Source organism: Spirosoma foliorum (assembly GCF_014117325.1).
In the GTDB taxonomy this organism is placed as follows: Bacteria; Bacteroidota; Bacteroidia; order Cytophagales; family Spirosomataceae; genus Spirosoma; species Spirosoma foliorum.
The window spans coordinates 7,153,384-7,177,518 of sequence record NZ_CP059732.1 but is presented as its reverse complement, the minus strand read 5'-3'; the positions used below and the strand labels follow the sequence as shown (position 1 = coordinate 7,177,518).

19 protein-coding genes are annotated in these 24,135 nt (G+C 45.2%); 11 read left to right on the top strand and 8 right to left on the bottom strand.

Translation table 11 applies throughout. The annotated features are described in order from the left end of the window. Positions 1 to 18 precede the first annotated feature (18 nt). The 6 genes from mfd to pdhA all read right to left on the bottom strand — a co-directional run bounded on the left by mfd (position 19) and on the right by pdhA (position 7,315). Positions 19 to 3,375 carry a transcription-repair coupling factor gene (mfd, locus tag H3H32_RS30145; RefSeq protein ID WP_182459428.1) on the bottom strand — a complete coding sequence of 1,119 codons (3,357 nt, stop codon included), beginning with the start codon at positions 3,373 to 3,375 and terminating at the stop codon, positions 19 to 21. Positions 3,376 to 3,477: 102 nt separating this feature from the next. Beyond that, complete coding sequence (locus H3H32_RS30140; protein WP_182459426.1) at positions 3,478 to 3,924, bottom strand: barstar family protein; 447 nt, start codon at positions 3,922 to 3,924, stop codon at positions 3,478 to 3,480. A 195-nt stretch (positions 3,925 to 4,119) separates the two neighbouring features. Continuing rightward, positions 4,120 to 4,416, bottom strand: coding sequence for a muconolactone Delta-isomerase family protein (locus H3H32_RS30135; protein WP_111350520.1), 297 nt, complete (start codon positions 4,414 to 4,416; stop codon positions 4,120 to 4,122). Positions 4,417 to 4,445: 29 nt separating this feature from the next. Next, the gene (locus H3H32_RS30130) at positions 4,446 to 5,078 is read right to left on the bottom strand and encodes an alpha/beta hydrolase (protein WP_182459425.1); all 633 of its coding nucleotides are present in this window, start codon (positions 5,076 to 5,078) and stop codon (positions 4,446 to 4,448) included. 77 nt (positions 5,079 to 5,155) lie between these two features. Beyond that, positions 5,156 to 6,094, bottom strand: coding sequence for a ring-cleaving dioxygenase (locus H3H32_RS30125; RefSeq protein WP_182459424.1), 939 nt, complete (start codon positions 6,092 to 6,094; stop codon positions 5,156 to 5,158). Between the two features lie 177 nt (positions 6,095 to 6,271). Next, complete coding sequence (pdhA, locus tag H3H32_RS30120) at positions 6,272 to 7,315, bottom strand: pyruvate dehydrogenase (acetyl-transferring) E1 component subunit alpha (protein ID WP_182459423.1); 1,044 nt, start codon at positions 7,313 to 7,315, stop codon at positions 6,272 to 6,274. Positions 7,316 to 7,542: 227 nt separating this feature from the next. Between pdhA and recF the strand changes: the two genes are divergently transcribed. The 6 genes from recF to H3H32_RS30090 all read left to right on the top strand — a co-directional run bounded on the left by recF (position 7,543) and on the right by H3H32_RS30090 (position 17,064). After that, entirely contained in the window at positions 7,543 to 8,661 is a 1,119-nt protein-coding gene (gene recF / locus H3H32_RS30115; RefSeq protein ID WP_182464526.1) for a DNA replication/repair protein RecF, read from the top strand. A gap of 28 nt (positions 8,662 to 8,689) precedes the next feature. Further along, complete coding sequence (locus H3H32_RS30110; RefSeq protein WP_182459422.1) at positions 8,690 to 10,081, top strand: glycoside hydrolase family 140 protein; 1,392 nt, start codon at positions 8,690 to 8,692, stop codon at positions 10,079 to 10,081. A 174-nt stretch (positions 10,082 to 10,255) separates the two neighbouring features. Then, positions 10,256 to 10,870 carry a TetR/AcrR family transcriptional regulator gene (locus H3H32_RS30105; RefSeq protein ID WP_182459421.1) on the top strand — a complete coding sequence of 205 codons (615 nt, stop codon included), beginning with the start codon at positions 10,256 to 10,258 and terminating at the stop codon, positions 10,868 to 10,870. Further along, positions 10,857 to 12,236 (top strand): TolC family protein, encoded by a 1,380-nt coding sequence (locus tag H3H32_RS30100; RefSeq protein WP_182459420.1) that lies wholly within the window; start codon positions 10,857 to 10,859, stop codon positions 12,234 to 12,236. Before H3H32_RS30105 ends, H3H32_RS30100 begins: the two co-directional genes overlap by 14 nt. A 119-nt stretch (positions 12,237 to 12,355) precedes the next feature. Next, the gene (locus tag H3H32_RS30095) at positions 12,356 to 13,486 is read left to right on the top strand and encodes an efflux RND transporter periplasmic adaptor subunit (protein ID WP_182459418.1); all 1,131 of its coding nucleotides are present in this window, start codon (positions 12,356 to 12,358) and stop codon (positions 13,484 to 13,486) included. A gap of 143 nt (positions 13,487 to 13,629) precedes the next feature. After that, entirely contained in the window at positions 13,630 to 17,064 is a 3,435-nt protein-coding gene (locus tag H3H32_RS30090; RefSeq protein ID WP_182459417.1) for an efflux RND transporter permease subunit, read from the top strand. 353 nt (positions 17,065 to 17,417) lie between these two features. Here H3H32_RS30090 and H3H32_RS30085 read toward each other — a convergent pair whose 3' ends face one another. After that, positions 17,418 to 18,290: an alpha-1,2-fucosyltransferase gene (locus H3H32_RS30085; protein WP_182459415.1), complete on the bottom strand. Its 873-nt coding sequence runs from the start codon at positions 18,288 to 18,290 to the stop codon at positions 17,418 to 17,420. 217 nt (positions 18,291 to 18,507) lie between these two features. After that, positions 18,508 to 19,299 (bottom strand): carbohydrate-binding family 9-like protein, encoded by a 792-nt coding sequence (locus tag H3H32_RS30080; RefSeq protein WP_182459413.1) that lies wholly within the window; start codon positions 19,297 to 19,299, stop codon positions 18,508 to 18,510. Positions 19,300 to 19,439: 140 nt separating this feature from the next. On the opposite strand from H3H32_RS30080, the gene H3H32_RS30075 reads away from it, so the two are divergent. The 5 genes from H3H32_RS30075 to H3H32_RS30055 all read left to right on the top strand — a co-directional run bounded on the left by H3H32_RS30075 (position 19,440) and on the right by H3H32_RS30055 (position 24,090). Further along, positions 19,440 to 20,762 carry a hypothetical protein gene (locus H3H32_RS30075; RefSeq protein ID WP_182459411.1) on the top strand — a complete coding sequence of 441 codons (1,323 nt, stop codon included), beginning with the start codon at positions 19,440 to 19,442 and terminating at the stop codon, positions 20,760 to 20,762. Positions 20,763 to 20,838: 76 nt separating this feature from the next. Continuing rightward, positions 20,839 to 22,119 carry a metallophosphoesterase gene (locus H3H32_RS30070; protein ID WP_182459410.1) on the top strand — a complete coding sequence of 427 codons (1,281 nt, stop codon included), beginning with the start codon at positions 20,839 to 20,841 and terminating at the stop codon, positions 22,117 to 22,119. A 63-nt stretch (positions 22,120 to 22,182) separates the two neighbouring features. Beyond that, entirely contained in the window at positions 22,183 to 23,061 is an 879-nt protein-coding gene (locus H3H32_RS30065) for a dienelactone hydrolase family protein (RefSeq protein ID WP_182459409.1), read from the top strand. A gap of 147 nt (positions 23,062 to 23,208) precedes the next feature. After that, on the top strand, positions 23,209 to 23,667 hold the full coding sequence (locus H3H32_RS30060; RefSeq protein WP_182459408.1) for a hypothetical protein: 459 nt from the start codon (positions 23,209 to 23,211) through the stop codon (positions 23,665 to 23,667). Positions 23,668 to 23,769: 102 nt separating this feature from the next. After that, positions 23,770 to 24,090, top strand: coding sequence for a hypothetical protein (locus H3H32_RS30055; RefSeq protein WP_182459407.1), 321 nt, complete (start codon positions 23,770 to 23,772; stop codon positions 24,088 to 24,090). The last annotated feature ends 45 nt before the right edge of the window (positions 24,091 to 24,135 follow it).

Genomic DNA, 24,135 nt, shown 5'->3' with positions numbered 1-24,135 from the left:
TAGGTACAAAAATCGTAATTAATTTGTCATCGACTCCAATATTTCATCCAATTGCTCAACGGAATACACATCTATATGTGTAATAATGGGCCTTCCCTTCGATTCTTTTAATGAGCATTTGGCTGGGTTTCGCTTGAGATACTCAATTACCTTGCCAAATTGGTCCGATTTGAAGAAGTCGTCGTTCCCGTTAGAAACGAAGTATCCTTTCAGGATATTATTCTTAAGCGTCAGTTTTTCAAGGTATAACTGCTCAGCTTTCCAGCGAACATTGACCATTTTAATAAGGTTTTCGACTTCTTCTGGTAAAGGTCCGAATCTGTCGATCACTTCCTGACGAAATGCCTGCAATTCTTCCTTGTTTTGAAGGCTATCCAGGCGAGTATATAACGCCAAACGTTCCGATATATTTGAGACGTATCTCTCAGGAATAACAACCTGCAAATCAGTCTCAATAACGGTATCTGGTAAAGATAATTTCAGATCGCCGGGTTTGGTTTCAAACAGGTCTTTAAATTCGTTTTCACGCAATTCCTGAACGGCTTCGTCGAGTACTTTATGGTACATTTCAAAACCCAGGTCATTGACGAAGCCGCTTTGCTCGGCACCGAGTAGATTTCCTGCTCCCCGGATATCTAAATCGCGCATGGCAATTTTAAACCCTTCGCCCAAATCTGAAAAGTCCTCCAGCGTCTGGAGCCGTTTGCGTGCATCGGCCGTCATTACTGAAGGTGGGGGCGTTAATAAATAACAGAAGGCTTTCCGATTCGATCGCCCTACCCTACCGCGCATTTGGTGCAAATCTGAAAGTCCGAAATAGTGAGCATTGTTAATCAAAATAGTGTTCGCATTTGGAATATCCAGACCTGATTCGATAATGTTAGTAGACATTAATACATCGTACTCACCTTCGATAAATCGAGTCATAATCCGCTCCAACCGATCTCCCTCCATTTGTCCGTGTGCCACGCCAACGCGCGCTTCCGGAACTAGGCGCATAATTAAGTTGCCAATGGATTCAATATCACTGACACGGTTATGTACAAAAAAGACCTGCCCTCCGCGACGGATTTCGTAACTAACTGCATCTCTGATCGTTACTTCATTGTACGGGTGTACTTCGGTCGTAACAGGTTGCCGATTGGGAGGTGGCGTGGCAATCACGGAAAGATCACGAGCACCCATCAATGAGAAATGGAGTGTTCGGGGAATCGGTGTGGCTGTGAGCGTCAAAACGTCTACTTCTACACGCATTTCCTTTAATCGATCTTTGGTCTTTACGCCAAATTTTTGCTCTTCATCAATGATTAAAAGGCCTAAGTCTTTGAATTTGATGTCTTTATTGACAATTCGGTGCGTGCCGATCAGAATGCCAATTTCGCCAGATGATACACCTTTCAGAATCTCTTTTGTTTGGGCTGCTGTTCGGAATCGGTTGATGTAGTCGATTTTAACTGGGAAATCGGCCATACGCTCGCTGAACGTTTTGAAGTGCTGCATGGCCAGAATTGTCGTTGGCACTAGCACCGCGACCTGCTTGTTATCAGTTACAGCCTTAAAGGCTGCCCGAATCGCTATTTCAGTTTTCCCAAACCCTACATCGCCACAAACCAGTCGGTCCATGGGGTGCGGCTTTTCCATATCGTCTTTTACATCGTTGGTCGCTTTGGCCTGATCAGGGGTGTCTTCGTAAAGGAATGACGATTCAAGTTCAACTTGGAGAAAACTATCTCGACTGTAGGCGTAACCGGGAGCTGTTCTTCGCTTGGCGTATAACGCAATCAATTCTCGGGCAATGTCTTTAACCTGCTTTCGAATTCGCGATTTTTTCTGCTCCCATTCCTGCGTACCAAGTTTACTCATGGTTGGAGGCCCGCCTTCTCTACCGCTATATTTAGCGATTTTATGTAGGCTATGAATGCTTACTAAAAGAATGTCATTGTCTCTGTAAATCAGACGTATAGCCTCCTGTTCATTACCTGCGTGGTCTACTTTTTCCAACCCTGCAAACCGCCCAATACCATAGTCAATGTGTGTAACGTAATCGCCTGGTTGTAAGGTTTTTAGCTCTCTAAGCGTCAATGCTTTTGACTTCGAGAACTTGTCCTGAACACGATATTTATAATAACGATCAAAAATCTGGTGATCGGTGAAACAGGCAATTTTTAAGGCCTCGTCAATAAAACCTTCCCGTAATCCGATGTTTAGCGGCTGGAATTTTACAAACGGATCTAATTCTTCGAATATCGTTCGAAGTCGATCAAGTTGTTTGAAGGATTCAGCAGTAATAATATTAGTGAAGCCTTTTGACTGGTTTTCTCCTAGTGTATCAGCCAACCGTTTAAAATCTTTATTGAACGAAGGCTGAGGCTTGGAGTTATACTGTTGTTTCCCATCTGTTTTGAAATAAAACTTGCGCCCAAACTCAACTGTCCGGTATCGTTTCAGCTCATTCAAAAACGTTCGACGGGTTTCAAATAAACTGCCTGGGTCCGAAACCACTTGAATCCCACCACTATTCGCTACAACCGATGTGAAACTCTGTTCGGCATTTTCGTAGCATTTTTCGATAATCTCAAGGGTAAACTCGACGTCTTTTGCCCAAATGGTTGTCGACTCGGGGAGAAAATCAAAAAACGGTTCGCGAGTTTCCTGGACAAGTTTAGTCTGGATGTTGGGAATGATGTTGATAAACTCAACCGGGTCTGTGGATAACTGCGATTCTGGATTGAATTTTCGAATGCTTTCGACTTCGTCATCGAACAAATCGATTCGAAATGGAAACTCACTTGCGAAAGAGAATACGTCTATAATTCCACCACGAACTGAGAACTGGCCTGCTTCATAGACGAAATCGGTTTTCTCAAATTCATAAGTTTGAAGCAGTTCTGCCACGAAATGCGTGTCCAGCTTCTCTCCTACCCGAATCGTTAATGTATTTGCTTGTAGCGACCGTTTGTTAATAACTTTTTCGGATAATGCTTCCGGATAGGTAACCATCAGCAGCCCATCTTTTGGTGCCGGATTGAGTTTGTTCAACACCTCAGCCCGCATCAATACATTTGCATTCTCGACTTCTTCGTATTGATAAGGCTTTTTATACGACATCGGGAAAAACAAAATTTCCTGGCCAAGCAAGTTTTGCAAATCGTTGAAGAAGTACGAGGCCTCGTCGCGGTCTGTTAAGATATAGAGGTGATTACCGCCCACCGATTTAAAGATCGACGATGCCAACACTGCATCCAGACTACCTGCCAAACCTTTGATCTGTAGCCGTTGAGGTTCGTTGGCCACTGGCTTACGGGTGAATGGTTCGGCCAGCAATTTTATAAAACTATCGTCGGCATATAAGCCGAGCAATTCATCTGGTTTCAAGCGTTAGTCAGGTTGTTTGTCAAACACGAAAAGCCGCTGGAAGGACATTCCGGCGGCACAGAAGAGTAACAGTAGGTTTTGGAAATTTGTTGCGTCAACCGCTTATTTCAATTCGGATAGGAATGCATATTCAATGCTTTCCTTGTCTAATAATTTACGAATGCGCTCGCTGTCTTCAAAAACAATCACGATCTCTTTTTGCTCAATTTCTTCTTCGTCATCTACCCATTTCCAATCTTCAGCGGTGGCATCAAGTATGCTCAACAGGCTGCCCATTTTGGCGGGGTCGCGTTCTTTGCTAATTAACTCGTTCGTGTTGGTGAAGTACAAAACAATTCGTTCGTCTTCGAGCCATTGCAGGTCATTCAGCGAATCATTCAGTGCTTCGAGCGTAAAACCAAAATTTGGAATTTCTAGTAGTTCAGCAATCTCCTCGTAAAACTGGCGCAATGTTTGTATACCCTTTCCATCAATATGGGCAATGAAATCGTTGGCATATCGGGCTTCCAGTTCACGTTCTGATCGGCTGATTAGAATGTTGGGATTCATGGGTTTTTTCTGAAAATTGGATAAACAAACGGACAAAAAAAAAAGTTCCACGTGAAACTGATTATCAATCAGTTATATTCGTATGTAACCAGTTAAACCCTGGTTACTTAAGTGTTTTTGGGTGTAAAACGCTTACAAAGGTACGCCCTTTAGACATGAAAAAACCCTCCGATTTAGAGGGTTTTTTCGTTCTTATTAATTCAATGAAAAGAGAGGAATCCGGGCAGCAACCATATTATGAAACATCAATTCTGTAATCATTGGTGTCATGTACTTGATAAGCGGAAACTCCGAAATCGATTCCATTACTTCTAGTTCTGAATCGGCTTTAAAAATACACCAGAGCTTTTGGCGGTCGACCGAAAGAGAATACGACAGTAAAAATCCCTTTTCCATTAATTCCTCCACTTTGAGCCGTTGGGCAGGAATCCGGTTCTCGAAACCTTCATCCATAACAGCTGGAAGGTCAAATTCAACCATGTATTGGCTCATAGGCATTGCTGTTAAATCGAAGCCAGAGTTTATTGGGCTCCGGCTACTAGCAAATTAACAACGTTTAGCTCATCTTCGTTAATTGAGTGCGGAAAATTTGGATACAATTTCGCCGTAACGTTTGCGCCCATCTGTCGAAACACTGTCTCAGATTCCAGAACTCGCTCTTTTGGAATGTGCGGATCAATATCACTACAGCCTAAAAAAATAGGTGTATTGGTCAATGAACCTTCATAAGAACGAACAAGGTTAGGTGGCCCAATTAAGCCACCGCTTAAGCCAAACACACCACCATACTCAGTCGCATTACGAGCGACAAACTCCAACGTGAGACAAGCGCCCTGGGAGAAACCAAGCCAATAAATTTGCGGCAGTTTGAAATTAAAGTCCGATTGCAGACGGGCCCGCAGACTTGCCAGAACTTCTAACGCCGATGATAAGTATGGTTCGTTTTCTTCAAGTGGTCGTAGAAAAGAATGAGGATACCAGGTGTTTCCCTGCGCTTCAGGAGCAATAAAGGCAAAGTCTTTATCATCGATGTACTCGGCAAGTGACAATATATCCCTAGCCGATCCACCCCGGCCATGAACCATAATCATTACTTTGGAAGAAGCCTCCAAAGGCTTCCCCGCTGTACGAATATTGTTAGGATTGTGTATCATAATAAGTTGGTTAATATATGGTATTCGGTTTACAGTGCTGACGCACAACCTACCGTAAACCGAATACCATAAACCCTTTATTTAACTACTATTTCAGGCAATTCCGCTTCGATTTTAGCCCGACGAGGTTCGTACTGCGGAGGCAATTTCAAGGCAGTTCCTAATTCAGCAACAGGCTCATCGACAGCAAATCCTGGAGGATTGGTAGCTACTTCAAACAGGATTCCACCGGGTTCGCGGAAATAAATGCTGTTGAAATAATTCCGATCCTGAACGGGTGTCACATGATAACCTGCTTCAGCCAGTTGATGTTGAATGATCAATTGGGTTTCATCAGTATCGGTCGAAAAGGCGACGTGGTGTACAGAACCAGCCCCTTGCAGCGCATGCACATCCTTAGGCGAGTGTAAGACATCGACAAAATTACCAGGACCACCATTACCAGCTTTGAACCGGAAACGACCTTCCTCCTCTCCTACCAGTGTATGCTGCATAACCTCCGTTAAGAGTTTAACAGTTTTGTCTGGGTTAATCTCATTCAGCGTTACCGTATGAAAACCGCGTACAGCAAACTCCGCTGGAATCCGACCGTTGTCCCAACCCGGACGTTGATCATCATCGTTGAAAACAAGTTCAATACCCATACCATCGAAATCTTCAAATCGAACATAGGTTTCCGAAAACCGTTTGTAAGGGCCAGCGTAGGGAATGTTACGCTCATGCAACCTGTCCATCCAGAAACGAAGTGACGAAGTTGGTGCCGAAAAAGCGGTATAAGTCAACTGACCAACACCTTTCCGGCCGCGTGGTATTCCGCCGTAAGGGAAGAACGTTAAAATCGTACCCGGTGAACCTGTTTCGTTACCGTAGTACAGGTGGTACACATCGGGTGCATCGAAATTGACCGTTTTTTTGACTAAACGAAGTCCGAGGATATCGGTATAATAATCAACGTTGCGTTGCGTATCGCCAGCTAAGGTAGTAACGTGGTGAAGACCGTTAATGAGCGTTTCCATACGATTGAAATAAGTTAATGGGTGAAACTGTTTAATTTTAAAATTTAAATGTCATTACATTTAATGTATATACAATTAAATAATTCTGAAAGTTCAAACAAAAAGGTCCGAGATAAATACCTCGGACCTTTTTGTTTGACTATGAGTCTATTAAAGACCATACTTTATGGAAGAAATCTATTCCATCAGGAACGGATAGTCTTTTTGTACATACACATCCTTGAATGCTTCGTCGGCAGTTGGGTATGGCGACTCTTCTGCGAATTGAACAGATGCCTCAACAATACCTTTTATTTTCTGATCGATAGCAGCTAAATCGTCTTCAGTAGCATATCCTTTTTCCAGGATAGCCGCTTTAACCTGCTCGATTGGGTCACGCATTTTGTACTCTTCAACTTCTTCTTTCTTCCGATATTTCTGAGGATCGGACATCGAGTGACCGCGATACCGATAGGTACGGAACTCAAGGAAAGTTGGGCCTTCACCAGCACGAGCGCGATCGGCGGCACGGCTAACGGCTTCGTGAACCGCTTCGACACTCATCGCGTCAACTGGCTCAGAAGGCATATCATAAGCCTCAGCAAGCGTATACAAATCAGTAACGTTCGATGTACGGGCTACCGATGTTCCCATGGCATAACCATTGTTTTCAACAACGAAAATGACCGGGATTTTCCAGAGCATCGCCATGTTGAACGCTTCGTGCAGAGCACCCTGACGAACGGCTCCATCGCCCATGAACGTGATGCAGAGGTTTCCGGTCTTGTTATATTTCTCAGAGAAAGCAATTCCGGCTCCCATTGGAATTTGAGCGCCAACGATACCGTGACCACCTACGAAATTTACTGATTTGTCGAAAATGTGCATCGAACCACCTTTCCCTTTCGACGAGCCCGTTTGTTTACCAAACAGTTCAGCCATAATGGCTTTAGGATCAGAACCTAACGCGAGTGGAATGCCGTGATCACGGTAAGCGGTAATCCATTTATCATCTTTGGTCAAGGCAGAATATGAGCCTGACGAACAAGCTTCCTGACCTATGTAAAGATGGCAAAAGCCCCGGATTTTCTGTTGGCCGTACAATTGACCAGCTTTCTCTTCGAATTTCCGCTGTAATTGCATCGACTCATACCAGTACATATACCGCTCTTTCGGATGCTGCGTTTTCTCGGCTGCCGGAGCCTTACCATTTTGTTTAGATTTCTCTTTGACGCTTGCCATGAGGAATGAAGTTCGATAAAATCTATAATCACTGACTATCACCCAATCGCCGAAGCGTTAGGCTGACGAAGTGGCGGCAACCGTTACTGGGGCTGTTTCTACTAACAAACCGACCGTATCTTTGTTGCCATATCAACATTGATAGAATAGATATTTTTCTAAAAAAAACTATTCTATCAATGTTGACAGCCGCGAAATTACGCATTATCGCGTTACACGCTATACCTATGTACCTCGAAAAACTGAGCCTGACCAATTTTAAAAACTATGAAGATGGCCGGTATGTGTTTGGGCCGCAGGTAAATGTAATTGTGGGGGCCAACGGAAGTGGTAAAACTAACCTCCTGGATGCAGTTTATTTCCTGGCGCTCAGCAAAAGTGCGTTTCAGAGTCAGGATGCATTAAGCATTCTGCACGACGCCGATTATTTCATCATTGATGGGATTTTTCAGGAGCAGAGTCGTTCGGTACAGATTACGATCAGTTTGCAGCGTGGTCAGCGAAAGGTGCTGATGGCGGATAAAAAACCATATGATCGGTTAAGTGATCACATCGGCCGATTTCCGGTAGTACTGATGGCACCCAATGATACCGATCTGGTTCGGGAACATAGCGAAGATCGGCGGCACTTTTTCGATGGTGTACTTTCTCAACTGGATGCCGAATACCTACGCAATTACCTGATGTACCAGCAGGTACTGAAACAACGTAATAGTGTACTCAAACTTTTTGCCGAGCGTAATCAGGTAGACAATGACCTGCTCGATACCTACGATGAGCCCCTAATTGATCTGGGACAGAAAATCCATGATCGGCGAAAGCAGTTTGTGGAGGAGTTTCTACCTGATTTCCGGAAGCACTACGCGTATTTGAGCGACGGACGTGAAAACGTTACCATTGTCTACGAATCAGAAGTAAGCAACTCAAATTTTGCCGATGAATTCCGCCACTTCCGCCGACGGGATACGGTTTTGCAGCGGACAACAATGGGGATTCATAAAGACGATTACGCCTTTCTGATTGGCGAACGAGAGGTTGGGCCGGATGGTCCCGCGCCCGTTCCGCTCAAAAAATTTGGTTCGCAAGGGCAGCAAAAAACGTTTGTGATCGGCCTGAAACTGGCTCAGTTTGACCAATTACAAGCCGCTAAGGGAATTAAACCGATATTGCTCTTAGACGATATTTTCGATAAGCTGGACGACAGACGAATCGGGAAACTTATTCAGCAAATGGACGAAGGCGCTTTTGGACAGCTTTTCATTACCGACGCCCGACCAGAGCGGACACGCGAACTTCTTACGAACGTGCAGGCTGATGTACGGTTTTTTGAGATTACCCGTGATTAGATTGATTCTCAGTGCGACTTAATTAGGTATGAGAAAGATCGTACCTATAATCGCCCTGTTGCTGACTGTACTAGATGTACTGGCTCAAGGAGCTTTCAAAAGTGGACCTCTGAAAGTGTCTGACAATCATCGTTACCTGGTCCATCAGGACGGAACTCCTTTCTTTTATATGGGCGATACGGCCTGGGAATTATTTCATCGTCTGAATCGCGAAGAAGCTGATCGCTACCTTAAGCGAAGAGCTGAACAAGGCTTCACTGTTATTCAGGCAGTTGGATTGGCTGAATTCGACGGTCTAAATGTCCCCAACGCTCTTGGCGATAAGCCTCTCCTCAATAACGATCCGACAACGCCTAACGAAGCCTATTTTAAACACGTCGATTATATTATTGATAAAGCGGCTGAGAATAACCTGGTTATAGGCTTTCTGCCAACCTGGGGTGATAAAGTATTTAAGAGTTCATGGGGAAATGGTCCTGAAGTATTTAACCCCAAAAATGCCCGAACTTATGGCCAGTGGCTGGGTAATCGCTACAAAAACCGGCAGAACATTATCTGGATATTGGGCGGAGACCGAACTCCGCGCGATGGCTCTGACGACGTTGCCATTTGGCGTGCAATGGCCGAGGGCATCGAAGCAGGTGTTGGCGGCAGTGATAAAGCGTTAATGACGTTCCATCCGCAGCCCAATTCCGTTCAGGATGGTGGTTCCTCAAAATGGTTTCATCAAGATTCGTGGCTTGATTTTAACATGCATCAGAATGGTCACTGTCGTGATACGCCGATTTACGATAAAATTACAGTGAGCTACAACCGGACGCCAGCTAAACCGACAATGGATGCCGAACCGATCTATGAAGATCACCCGGTTTGCTTTAACGTGAAAGACCTTGGTACATCGAATGCCTATGACGTTCGGATCTATGCGTACCTCGATTTATTTGCCGGTGCGCATGGCCATACCTACGGCTGTCACGATATCTGGCAGATGTACAGCCCGAATCGCCCTGCTGTGAATGGCCCACATATCTACTGGCAGGAAGCGCTCGAGCTGCCCGGCGCTAATCAGATGAAGATTGTTCGTCGATTAATGGAATCTCGGCCACTGCTCGACCGGATTCCTGACCAATCATTGATTGTGGAGAACAATTATGCGCCTGCTGAGCGGATTCAGGCTACCCGAGGCAAGGATTATGCATTTATTTACACCACGGCTGGAAAGCCATTTACAGTGAATCTGGACAAGATTTCGGGCCAAACGCTGAAGAACGCCTGGCTCAATCCTCGTACCGGAGAAGTAAAAGAGAACAGTACCATAGCAAATAAAGGCCAGCAGAAATTTACTCCCCCATCGGCTGGTTATGGACAAGATTGGGTACTTGTACTAGATGATGCCGCTAAAAATTACCCAGCTCCTTAAATCAAACTGTACATTTTACGGATAAAAAAAGCCCGACGAACCACCAAATTCGTCGGGCTTTTTCGTGGTTTTACTCCGCTATTTAGGCCGTTCATCATATTCTCAAAAATTAGATGGAAACTCAGAACTATATTTGAGTTTCCAAAGTTCATCATGTAAAAGTTCTATTATTTGATGAAGGAGAGGATTCTGGCCGAGGCCGAACGATTGTTCTGGAAATATGGTGTACGCTCCGTAACAATGGAAGACATTGCCCACCAACTTGGTATTTCGAAGAAAACGATTTACCAGCATTTTAACGATAAAGAACAGATCTTATACCAGGTTATACAGGATAAAACGGGTAGAGATCAATCAGAAATGGACTGTATGGTAACCGAAACCTCTAATCCGGTTGAAGAAATACTAGGTGTCCTGAATATGATACGAAAGAATACAGATCAGGTTAGCCCTAATCTGTTGATCGATATAAAACGGTATTACCCACAAGCATTTGCCTTATTCCGGCAATATAAGGAGGGACAGATAATGCGATCAATTCTTGAAAATATACAAAAAGGTATTTCTCAAGGTATATATCGCTCCGACATAAATCCAACCATTTTAGCCCGCTTACGGGTCGAACAAATTGAGTTAGCTTTCAACCACGATCTATTCCCATCCGATCAATATTCGATGCACGATGTACAGGCAGAACTGATGCATCACTTTGTGCGGGGGATGCTAACCGAAAAAGGATTCACCATTTACAATCAGTACGTTAATCAATACAACCATGAGGTTAAGTAATACCAGAAAAACAGTGCTAGTCTGGCTACTCGGATTATTGAGTAGTTCAGGTCCAGTGCTGGCCCAAACCCGACAGGAATTCTCGCTGAATGAAGCGATCAAGTTTGCTGTTGAAAATAATATTAATGTAAAAAATGCCGGACTCGATGCCCTAAGTTCTGAATCAAGGATTCAGGAATTGAAAGGTGTAGCATTACCCCAAGTAAGTGTGGCTGGGGCATTGAGTGATAACCTGATTATTCAGCGCGTGTTTTTACCGGCGCAGTTCGGTGATCCTACTGCTCCCGCTGACACTCCTCCGATTGCCGTTCAGTTTGGCGTAAACTATTCAAGTAATTTGACGGGGACGGTCAACCAACTCTTGTTCGATGCTTCGTATCGATTGGGATTACGTGCAGCCGATACCTATCGGCAATTAGCTCAGAAAAATGTGAAGGCCTCCAAAATTACGGTGGCAGAGCAGGTTGCCAAGGCCTATTATGGTGTATTGGTGAATGAACAGCAGATCAAATTGCTTGATCTGAACATTGCTCGCGTGGATACGCTGTATCACAATACGCAAGCGCTGAACAAACAGGGATTTGCCGAAAAGATTGATGTGAGCCGTCTCGAAGTGCAGGTTAACAACCTGAAAGCAGAACGTCAGAATGTTAAGAACCTGGTTGAGTTGAGTTATTACCTACTCAAGTTTCAGATGGGTCTGGGGATAAACGACAATATTACGCTGACTGAACAGATTCAGGACATCGACCTTGATGCGGTTGAACGGACGAATATGCAGGCTGCCGCTGAGTTTGATTATACTCAGCGAATTGAATTCTCGACCTTACAGTCGCAGATTGATCTGGCTGATCTGGATGTTCAAAGTATTGCCAAGCAGTACTATCCACGACTTACCGCTTTCGCCAATTATGGCTATAACACGGGACGAAATAAATTTAGTGAATTGATTGGCTCGCCCTGGTTTAATTCGTCTATAATAGGAATCAATTTATCCGTTCCGGTTTTCGATGGTTTTCAGAAGAAATACCAGGCGCAACAGAAACGGTTTACGTTGCAGAAAGCTCAGAATAACAGTCAGTTGCTGAAAAATTCGATCGATCTGCAAATTCGCCAATCGACCATTACGCTGGGAAATAGCCTGCAAACATTACGCACTCAAAAACGGAATGTTGATCTGGCACAGGAAGTTGCCCGCGTAACCAAAATCAAATATCAGGAAGGGGTTGGCTCAAATATCGAAGTATTGGATGCAGAGAACTCATATCGGCAGGCTCAGAATAACTACTTCGCATCGCTGTATAACTTCCTGCAAACCAAAGTCGATGCCGATAAAGCAAACGGAAAGCTTTACACGGGCCAGTAATTTTTTAATGAATAATGTAAAATGAATAATTGATAATGAAGGATGGTATAGTGAATCTTAGACTGTTTGTTGAAGATTATTCATTTTACATTATTCATTATCCATTCACCAGAAAACGTATGAAACCATATTACGCCCTTGTTCTTGTGAGTTTATTAGCTGCCTGCTCACAGGAAAAAAAGTCGAATGATCTGCAAGGTAAACGCGAGGAACTCGCGCAACTGAAATCGCAGCAGACGGAATTAACGACGAAAATCAAAACCCTGGAAGCTGAGGTTGCTAAACTCGATCCGAAAAAGGCTGAAGAAACCCGAGTGAAAGATGTAACAGTGTCTCCGCTGGCAGCATCTACATTCAAGCACTTTGTAGAGTTGCAGGGATCGATTGATGCCAAAAATAACGTACTGGTTTCGCCGAAATCGGGTGGCGTTGTTACGGCAGTTTACGTGAAGGAAGGTGATCAGGTACGAGCTGGACAAGCCATTGCCAAAGTAGATGACGAGCTTTTACGTGAATCGCAGGCCGAACTGAAAACGCAGCTTTCGCTTGTGAATACGGTCTATGAAAAACAGGCTGCTTTGTGGAAACAACAAATAGGCACTGAAATTCAATACCTGCAAGCGAAGAACAACAAAGAATCGCTCGAACGCCGGTTAGCTACGTTGAATGCGCAAGTTGGTCAGTCGACTGTAACAGCGCCAATCTCAGGTGTTGTCGATCAGGTTATTGTCAAAGTTGGCCAGTCAGCCGCTCCGGGCATGGGATTGGTTCGGGTGGTAAATCTGTCGCAACTGAAAGTAGTGGCTAAAGTAGCTGACTCGTATTCGGGGAGTGTTCGGAAGGGTGATCCTGTACTGGTTGAGTTTCCTGATCTGAATAAAACCCTGAACTCGCGCATATCATTTGTGGCTACGATGGTAGATCCTGCAACTCGGACATTTACGATTGAGGCACCCCTACCCTCCGATAATGCGCTGAAACCCAATATGCTGGCTCGTATCAAAATCAACGATGCTACCCAAGGGAACGCCATTGTGATTAATCAAAACCTGATTCAGAGTACGGAGAATGGTCAGCTTGTGTATGTGGCCGTGAATGAAGGAGGTAAAAAGATAGCCAAAGCGAAGACCGTAAAAACGGGCCAATCGTACGGTGGTCAAATTGCCATAACGCAAGGGTTACAGGCGGGCGATCAGATCGTTACGGCTGGTTATCAGGATTTAGTTGACGGACAACAAATTAATTATTAGTAGAGACCGGTCCGCCGGTGCGGCAATCCTTTGCGTCTCATTCGCGTCAGCAATACCAACTGGGAATAAGATGTAATGGCTTAATAAGACGCAAGGGATTGCCGCACCGGCGGACCGGTCTCTACAACCAACCAACAACTTTTATGAAATTTGAACAGTATAAAACCCTCGGCTTTACCAACTGGTGCGTTGAGAACCGGACGGCGATTTACATATTCACCTTCCTGATTACGCTTGGCGGGCTGTTCGTGTATAATAACCTGCCTAAAGAGCAGTTCCCTGATATCAAGGTACCGCAGGTGTATATCAACACGGTATATGTTGGTACGGCCCCGGCTGATATTGAGAACACGATTAACAAGCAGATCGAGAAACAGTTAAAGTCGATTTCGGGTGTTAAGCGCATTAAATCGAATGCGTTGCAGGACGTGTCGGTTATTCTGGTTGAGTTTAACCCCGACGTAGAATCAGCTGAAGCTCTACAACGAGTTCGCGATGCCATCGATAAAGCGAAGCCTGATTTGCCGCAAAAGCTGGATTCAGGCCCAACCGCGCAGGATGTCGATTTCTCCGAAATGGCGATCATGAACATCAACATGGCTGGTAGTTTCTCGCTGAAGCAATTGAAAGAATATGCCGAAGATTTACAGGATGTGATTGAAGGGATGCCCGAAATTCGTCGGGTAGATATCGTTGGAGCGCTGGAACGCGAAATTCAGATCAATGTCAACTTGCCAAGAATGCAGTCGGCGGGTTTGGCTTTCTCCGATATTCAGCAAGCGATTCAGGGCGAAAACATCAACGTATCGGGTGGTGAATTACCAATTGATGGTGTTCGTCGGACGGTTCGTGTAAAAGGCGAATTTACCGACGTTACGCAGCTTGAGAATCTACAGATTCGTACGGCAACTGGCGCTACGGTTCGCCTTGGCGACATTGCTCAAGTACGGGATAACTTCGAAGAACAGCAGGATTTTGCCCGCTTGAATAATAAGTCGGTTGTAACGCTGAACGTGATCAAACGAGCCGGTGCAAACCTTATCTCGGCTGCCGACCGGATTGAAAAGACCATTGAAGAATACAAAGAATCGCGTTTCCCGGAAGGTTTAGATGTGAAAATCACCGCCGACCAATCGGAACGTACCCGCGAAAACGTGAATGACCTGATCAACACGGTTGTTCTGGGTTTCATCTTCGTGGTATTGGTACTTATGTTCTTCATGGGTGTTCGCGATGCTATTTTTGTTGGCTTGTCTGTTCCGTTATCGGCGCTGGTGGCCTTCGTATTGATGCCTGTTCTGGGGCCAATGGTTGGTGCTTCGTTTACCCTGAACACGATGGTACTGTTTGCTTTCCTGCTCGGTTTAGGACTGGTGGTTGATGATGCTATTGTGGTAATTGAGAACTCCCACCGACTCTTCAACGAGAACAAAAACTGGGATATCAAACAAGCTGTGAAAGCGGCTGCGGGTGAAGTATTCGTGCCGGTACTGTCGGGAACGCTGACGACCATCGCGCCTTTCTTCCCACTTTTATTCTGGCCGGGTATTGTGGGTGAATTTATGAAGTTTCTGCCCCTAACGCTGATTTTGACGCTGTTTGCTTCGTTGTTTGTGGCCTACGTGATCAACCCGGTTTTTGCGGTTACGTTCATGAAACGGCATGAAGATGACAATCACGAGGATAAACAGACATTTGCTGAAATCAGACGTCCGTTGATTATCATGACCGTTTTAGCGGGTGTTGGTTATGTTATTGACAGAGGCATTGGTAACCTGTTTGTCTTGTTCATCATCCTGTATGTGTTTAATCACTACGTGCTGACGCCAAGACTGATTGTGCCTTTCCAGGAAAGTATATTGCCCGCGCTTAAAAACGGCTATCGTAAATTGATTTCCTGGATTTTAACTGGATGGCGCCCGGCCTGGGCTATTGTAGGAGCCTTTGGCGTGTTGATTCTGACCTTCGTTATCGTTGGTATTGCCAAGCCTAAAGTGCTCTTCTTTCCAAGCGGTGAACCCGATTACATTTACGTGTACAACGTAATGCCCGTTGGTACCGATGCCCGCGTAACTGATTCCGTTACGCGAGTAATTGAGAAGCGTGTATTTAAGGTTTTGGATGACAACAAGGCGACGGATATTGTCAACTCGGTGATCTCAAACGTTGGTAAAAATGCTGGTGATCCGATGAACCCGGACCGCTCGGCGACGCCACAGAAATCGAAGGTGACGGTTGCCTTTAAACCAAATGAAGAACGGCACGGCATTTCGACCGACTCGCTGTTGAGTAAAGTTCGGTCGGCGGTAACAGGTTTGCCGGGTAGCGAAATTTCAGTAGAACGCGAATCCAATGGTCCACCAACTGGTAAGCCAATTGCGATTGAGATTGCGGGTGAAGAATTTGATGAACTCAAGAAACTGGAGAAACAGGTTCGGCAGAAGATCTCTCAGGCTGGTATCAAAGGAATTGACCAGTTAAAATCTGACCTGATCACCAACAAGCCTGAAATCGTAATCGACATCGACCGAGACAAAGCAGAACGTGAAGGGATTTCGTCGGGTCAGGTTGCCTTGGCGATCCGGACAGCTTTGTTTGGTCTGGAAGTTTCGAAATTCCGTGATGCCAAAGACGAATATCCGATCATGGTTCGTCTGCAACAGGATGATCGTAGCCAGATTGACAAACTCCTGAGCCTGAACGTGGTGTATCGCGACATGGTAATGGGTGGGCAACTACGCCAGGTGCCTATTACATCGGTAGCGAATATTAGCTACTCGACGACGTTCAGCCAGATCAACCGGAAAAATCAGGAACGTCTGGTAACACTAAGTTCTGATGTAGTGCCAGGCTATAATGCCAACGAAATCGTAGCTCAAATTCAGTCAGTTATCGATGATATGGACGTTCCGAATGGCTACAAGGTCAAGATGGGTGGTGAGCAGGAAGACCAACAGGAATCAATGAACTTCCTGGTTTCTGCCTTTGGTATTGCCATGCTGTTGATCTACCTGATTATGGCTACGCAATTTAACTCAGTTGTAAAACCGCTGATTATTTTCGTTACCATCCTGTTCTCACTGATTGGTGTACTACTTGGTTTCGTCGTTTTTCACAAAGATTTCTCAGTTATCATGTCGGGGGTTGGTATTATTTCCCTGGCCGGTATCGTGGTGAAAAACGGGATTCTTCTTATCGAATTCATTGAGGAGCTACGCGGTCGAGGTGTTCCCCTGCGCAAAGCTATCATTGAAGCGGGCGGTATTCGTCTAACACCGGTATTGCTGACAGCATCGGCGGCTGTACTCGGTCTGATTCCATTAGCGTTAGGTATCACTGTTGACTTCGTTGGTCTGTTCCGCGATTTCGATCCGCACATCATCGTCGGTGGTGATAGCTCCGTATTCTGGAACATTCTGGCCTGGACAATCATCTTCGGTCTGACGTTCTCCACCATTCTGACACTCGTTATTGTTCCTTGTATGTACTGGATCAACGAGCGTATCCGGATGAAGTGGTTCGGTAAAAAAGACCCTGCTCTGGAGCCTAAGGAGGAGTTGGAAGAAGAATTAGCATAAGAATTTTGTGTAAAACTGAAACGTGCCGATGATTCGCGAATCATCGGCACGTTTCAGTTTTACCCGACTTGCTATTACTATGAACTTGGATAACCGGTAATCCTTGCTGACGGATAAATTACTTCACTTTTCCGAAGAATTACCTGGCTAATTGTAAACTAAGATACTTTGGGTCTTTCTTTTTTCTTTATAGTATCCGCCTTTCGAGTTAAGATTTTATTCACTCTCCGATTCCTAATAAGTGCGGCAAATAGGCTAAGAGTAACACTAAGGATAGCCAATAATATGCTGATATACTGATGATCTGTGAAGAATTGTAGCATAGAATATGGTTAATTAGTTTGCCTACTCAGTCAACAGGGTAGCCAGCCCGAAGGATGCAAGTCTTTCGTATTCCAGTCAGGTTGATTTCTAAACCAGTTTTTAGGATAAATGATCAGTTTATCAGGATTGTGATTGAGCCAGGCGCTCCACCAGCTAAAGGAGCTGTTAGCAATGATATGATGGTGACAACGGCTCATCAAAACAAGGTCGGCGACATCGGCCGTAGGTCCTGTATTTTGTACAAAAACGGTATGTTCAGGTAACGTCAGATTTTGCTTCGCCCAGGCTAACTCGTCACTAAAAACAAAGAACTGAGGATTCTTATGCTGCTTTGTAAGTATATCGACAGCTCTTTGGTAATAGTCGAGACCAACAAACCCAAACCTTTTGCTGAAATCAGGATGGCTTACATAGTCGCCCCGCCGAACGTGGATGGACACAGGTAGTGGAGAGTCCTGAATTTGCTGGTGGTACGCTTCGAATTCGATACTTGGGATTCGGCTCAATTGCAATTCACGCCGAATGGTATCGGCATGTTGTCTAAAATACGCTTCCGACTGCCAGAATCCCTGGAGTATAAGACAACCCACATCTTCAGTCAAAACCTGAGGGTCAAAATGAAAATACTTCTCTTTTAAATACGCGACAAAAGGCCGCCAACTTCGGTTGGGTAGTAGCCTAGTAGCCTTTGACAGATATTCCAGCGGTGACTTCTGGAGGTTATTATACGAAACCGAAAAGAAATCTAACTTAAACTTACGGGGGGTATCATCCGAGTACTCACAACGATAATAACTCAGGTCGATATACAAAGCTGTTTTCTTAGTCAATGCCAGATTTCTCCCCACAGCGTACTGAAAAAGCTGATTTCCTAATCCACTCGATATTCTACTGATAATCATGATGGTACATTTGTAACATATTTCTTACAAAATGCCCTTCAGACTGTATAATCTAATATAAGTAACAGGTGACAAATTAATAATCTAGTTTTTAATAATAAGTATATTTAAGGGATAGTTAGTATATGAATTTTTTATGATAAACGTTGTTTTGGAACATTGGCGACCAGATTATCGGCTGATAAACGTACAATCTCTACAAGATCAAAGTATTCGTTTACTCAAACACAACCTGGCTCCAACGCTCGGGCATATGCGTGTCGTAAACACCGTGCGGGTTCATCACCATAGCCGGATGTGGTTGAACTTCAGCACCTGAAACCAGTAGTTTCTGGAATCGTCCCAGAAACATACGCCATTCGTCGCCCGGTTGAGGAGGGATACTACGCGCGTTGGCCAACCAGGTCAAACTACTCCACGGAATCGCGATTTCCAGACTCCATCCACTATCAATATCGCTGTTGTCATTGAGCGTGCCATCAATCTGAACAGCGGTTTCAAGACCCGGCATATCATAATTCAAAAAGGCCCAACGTAGGCCACGAGGATGCGTGCCGTACCAGAATGAAGCCCCACTCCGATCAGAATCGCCACCAAATGTCATCGCCTGTGGGTGATGCACATCAAATTGTGGTACATCGAATCGACCTCCTCGCTGATAGGCGTCTTTCCAGATGAAAAACACTTCATAAAGCGTATTTCGAGCATTTACTTCCAGTTCGTAATAACAGTCTCCCCCATCGATGAATAATTCGAGGTCATTTTCGAGGAAAATAATGGAATCGCGCTCGGTTAAGTGAGCTTCTACAAAAGGCTCCTCGGCTCGGAAAGCAACGTATAAATGCGTGTTATTCCAGAGGATAGCCGCTTTAGTATCATAAAGGCCCGGTCCGCCTGTGGCCATATCCACGAACCGATCACTCCAGGAAGCATTTTGCCAAATGGGTTTCGTTACGTCTCCATCTAGTTGTATGGAATCGGTGATTTTTTTAGCAGTATATGCAGGCATGATAGGTGCTATGTTTTGTGTTGTAAACCTAGGTAGTAAAGAATGATATACGAAAAATATATTTCCTGCTTTAACGGATAGCGTTGTTAACGTTTTGATACTAAAGTAAGGTTGAAGAAAGTATGGCTTTAGCGACTACTATGAAGCCAATAAAACCTATCGTAACCAGACTGATGCTAGGGGCCTTAACCTGTTCAGTCGTTGCTGCCTGTTCGGGTAATAAAGAAACCCAGGATAACACACCCAACTACAAGCTAATTCCGGCTAAAAAAGTCTTATTCAACTCATTTGTTGATTGTAACATGGCTGAGGCCTGGGTGGGTGATACGTTCCGGATTTTTCCGGGCAAGTATGGCGAAGATCCACTGTGGGGTAACGCACGCGATCTTAAGTACGCCGATGGGCGTCATGCCGAAGAGGCTTTTGCCAGCAAGGCAAGTGATTTTAGGGAGCCAAGTATGCCTAAAAATGCACCCGTTAACGTAACTGGTTTACATGGAGCCGTTTGGTTCGAGACTGTGTATCAGGACTCTACCGATAAATCGGGTAAGACGCTGTATGCGGTTTATCATAACGAAAACTATCCGGCCACCCTCCCCTACAACGCGAGTACGGGTGAAGGGTATAAAAATGAGAAATGGCCGCAGGGAATAACGGGTCCAACATCGCCCGCAGCAGTCTGCCGAATTGGCATTATGAAGTCGGTGAATGGCGGTAAAGTCTGGGAAAACAAGGGCATTTTCATTGAAGATCTACAAGCCCGCATGATTCTAAAGCCCCATAATACCTCAAAAACATTTGCCGGGGGCGTGGGCGATCCTTCGGCAGTAGCCAATGGAGGCTATCTATACCTGTTTTATGGCGAATACGGCTATCCCGGTCAATACAATGAAAAGGACTATAACCCACAAAAAGAATGGAGTGGTCAGTGTATTAGCGTAGCCCGCATCTCACTAACTGACCTCGACAATCCGGTTGGCAAGGCTCGGCGTTGGGACGGAAAGGGTTTCAATGCACCGTATAATGGTGTGGGAGCCCCCATTAAATCTTTGCAGATTCCGCCTGAGTCGGGTGGTGGGGCCGCTTCATCACCAACAAGTAGTTTTCACTGGGGGCCATCGGTTAGCTGGAATACGTACCTGAATTGTTGGGTCATGCTCATGGGTAAGGCAACGGGGCCATCCTGGGCGGGTAGCAGCATTCACATTTCGTTTAACACCAATAAGGATTTGGGCGAAGCCATACAATCGCAGGCATGGACAAAGCCAGCCTTACTACTCGATAAACCTGGCTACTTTCTTTGGTATCCATCGCTTCAGCCTATGAATACGCCGGACGATATTTCGAATAAATATACGTGTCTGCGGCTGGGTCAACGGGCCAGATTGTTTGTTAAGAATATCCAACCCAAAAAGAGCGAGTATATGTCGGAGTATATGATTGAGTTTGTGAAGAGTAAATAGGAAAATCACGTGGCTCATCATCAAACTTTACGGATGCTCATTCCGTTAGGCAACTATGTCCTTCATTTACTAATTCATGAACCGTACCGCCTTATTTTTCATTCTCCCTGCCATTCTGCTACTGATCGACTGGTATGTCTTTCAGGCTGTTAAAACGCTAAGCCGGTCGGCTTCAGAAAGCACACAACGAATTATTGCCATTGCCTTTTGGGGTTTTACAGCGGTGTCGTTGTTGTTGTACGTCATTATGCAATTGTTGCCACCGGACTCTATTAGCCGCAATACCCGTACGTTTTTGTGGGCGGCCATTGCCATCCCCTATTTCTCAAAGATTTTTGCCGTCCTAATCATCCTGATTGACGACATCGGCCGCTTCTTTCGCTGGATTGTTTCTCTGTTCTACAAGCCCGAAGTGCGTGAAGCGGTTGAGGACTCAACTCGACAAACAATACCACAAACGGATACCATTACGCGCTCGGATTTTCTGATGAAAACAGCTTTGGTCGTTGGCACAGTGCCGCTGGTTGGTTTTACCTGGGGTATACTTTCTGGAGCACACGACTATCGAATCCGGCGAATAAAACTCCCGCTCAAAAATCTGCCGTCGGGCTTTCATGGCATGACCATCGCCCAGATTTCGGATATTCACTCGGGTAGTTTTTTCAATAAAACCGCCGTAAAAGGTGGTGTTGAAATGCTGCTCGGTCAGAAGCCCGATATGGTCTTTTTTACGGGCGATCTGGTCAACAGCCATGCCGAAGAGGTTAACAGTTATATCGACGTGTTCGATAAAGTAAAAGCTCCACTGGGTGTTTATTCAACCTTAGGCAACCATGACTACGGTAAATACGTACAGTGGTCAAGCCCGCAGGCCGAGCGACAAAACGTGATGAACGTCGTAGCTGCTCACAAGCAAATGGGCTGGAATATTATGATGGACGAGAACAAAATTCTGGAGCAGGGCGGTGATAAAATTGCGCTCATTGGCGTTCAGAATCTGGGCTTTGGACCAGCAGCCTTACGGGCCGGTGACCTCGCCAAAGCCTACAAGGGCACCGAAGAGTATCCGGTCAAGCTTCTTCTCTCTCACGACCCTACGCACTGGGATGCAGAAGTCAATAAGAAGTATAAAGACATTGACGTGCAATTCAGTGGCCACACGCATGGTGCGCAATTTGGCGTAGAAGTTGGCGACGTCAAATGGAGTCCGGCGCAGTATTTCTACAAACAATGGGCTGGATTGTATCAGGAAGGTGATCAACGACTCTATGTAAATCGGGGGTATGGCTACATCGGCTACCCTGGTCGGGTCGGTATTTTGCCCGAGATTACGATTTTTGAATTAGTAAAAGCTTAAGTTATTAATCAAATTCCTTAGTCAGTCAGTTACCCCTATCAACTAATAACCAATACAAGACCTATGAAAATTGTATTCATTACTGGATTGTCGTTTTTTATGTCCCTGTTTTCGTATTTGACTCCGAAATCAACTGAGCCAGAAGAAACAGCAATTCCCCTGTGTCATGCTCCCGCTACCGACGGCGTTGGTAATGATATGTCGGCGATGGCTGCCGATCCTGCTTTCCAGCGTTTGCATGAAGCTCCTCTGCCCTTCACCTACACAGGTGCTGGCGAAATGATTAAATTCTCAACGCCCGATGGACAATCGGCCAATGGATTTCTGTTGAAAGCGAAAAAGCCATCGAACAAATGGTTGCTGGTTTACCAGGAATGGTGGGGCCTGAACGACAATATCAAGCAACAGTCTGAAACGTTCTATAACGATCTCAAAGACGTTAATGTGTTGGCGGTGGACATGTATGACGGCAAAGTAGCTACCGAACCGGCTGAAGCGGGTAAATTAATGCAGGGAGCTAATAAGGAACGGCTCACCAGCATCCAGAAAGGGGCCATTGCTTATGCAGGTTCTAAAGCTGAATTTGCTAGTGTTGGCTGGTGCTTTGGAGGTATGCTATCGCTGCAATCAGCCATGCTGGAAGGCAAACAGGCAAAAGGCTGTATTATGTATTATGGTCGCCCAGAGCAGGATGTTGAAAAACTGAAAACATTGGATACCGATGTATTAGGTTTCTTTGGTAGCCAGGATAAAGGCATCACTCCCGAATCGGTGAAGGCATTTGAAGAGAATATGGCCAAAGCTGGGGAGAAAGTAACCGTAAAAATGTACGACGCTGGTCATGGTTTCGCTAACCCCAGCAATCCGGTTTACAACAAAGAAGCAGCCGCTGATGCGTACAAACTGGCACTGGCTTATTTGAAAGATAAATTGAAGGCTTAATTAGCCTGTAATTCTTGGGTTAAAGCCTGACTGTGTTCTCATGGTCAGGCTTTTAATTAAACTTTAACCGCTTTCTTCTAGTTTCCATTAAACGCGGGAGCCTTTGTTCAGTCTAACCTACAAATCGAGCAAAAACTCACCAAGGCGATGAAAACGATAAAATGGAGTGGAGTGATAGCTGGCCTTCTGTTAGGAGTGGCAACTGTTAGTTTCGGACAATATGGACCTGGTAACGGCTACGGTCAGAGTTACCCAAACGGGAGTAATTGCTCACCAGCTTATCCCAATGGATATGGCCAAAACTACCCCAACCAGGGGTATCCAAATGGATATAACAATGGCTATGGCCAAGGCTATCCAAATGGCTACGGTCAGGCTTATCCGAATGGAAATTATGGCTATAACCAATATGGACAACCCTATCCGGTTCAGCCACAGGTTGTAGTAGTGCCACCTAGAGTGGTTATTGCTCCTCCTCCAGTAGTAGTTGGCCCTCCTGTGGTTATTCGTCCATACGCAAATTATGGCTATGGCTACGGTGGTCGTGGTGGTTACAGAGGAGGTTTTGGTGGTCGTGGCTATGGTCACGGTGGTCACCGCTGGTAAGTAAACTGAGTTAAAGTAACTGGTTGGATTAGCCAGCCCTAGCAGGTTCGGTTAATCCAATCAGAAGTTAAATGGTTCAACAAGTTAATTTAAACGAAAATCATGAAAACGATAAAACTCTTGCCCTTGCTAACGGCTGGTTTGCTAGTTGTCCTGATGACTAGCTGTGGACCGGCTTATGTAAGTACTGGCGTGGGTTATGGCCCTCGCCCCTATTATGGATACGGCTATAACCCGTATGGCTATGGATATGGTTACGCACGCCCTTATGGTTATTATAGACCACCCGTAGTAGTTCGTCCTGCGCCCCGTTATTATTCTCCTGCCCCTCGTTATTATGGAGGAGGTAGCCCTAACGCCCGTCGTGGCTATGGTGGCGGAGGTGGTTTTGGGGGTGGTGGTCGTTCACGAGGTCCCCGTTAAGGAATTGAAATAGAAAGACATAAAAAAGCATCGATCTGGGAGGTC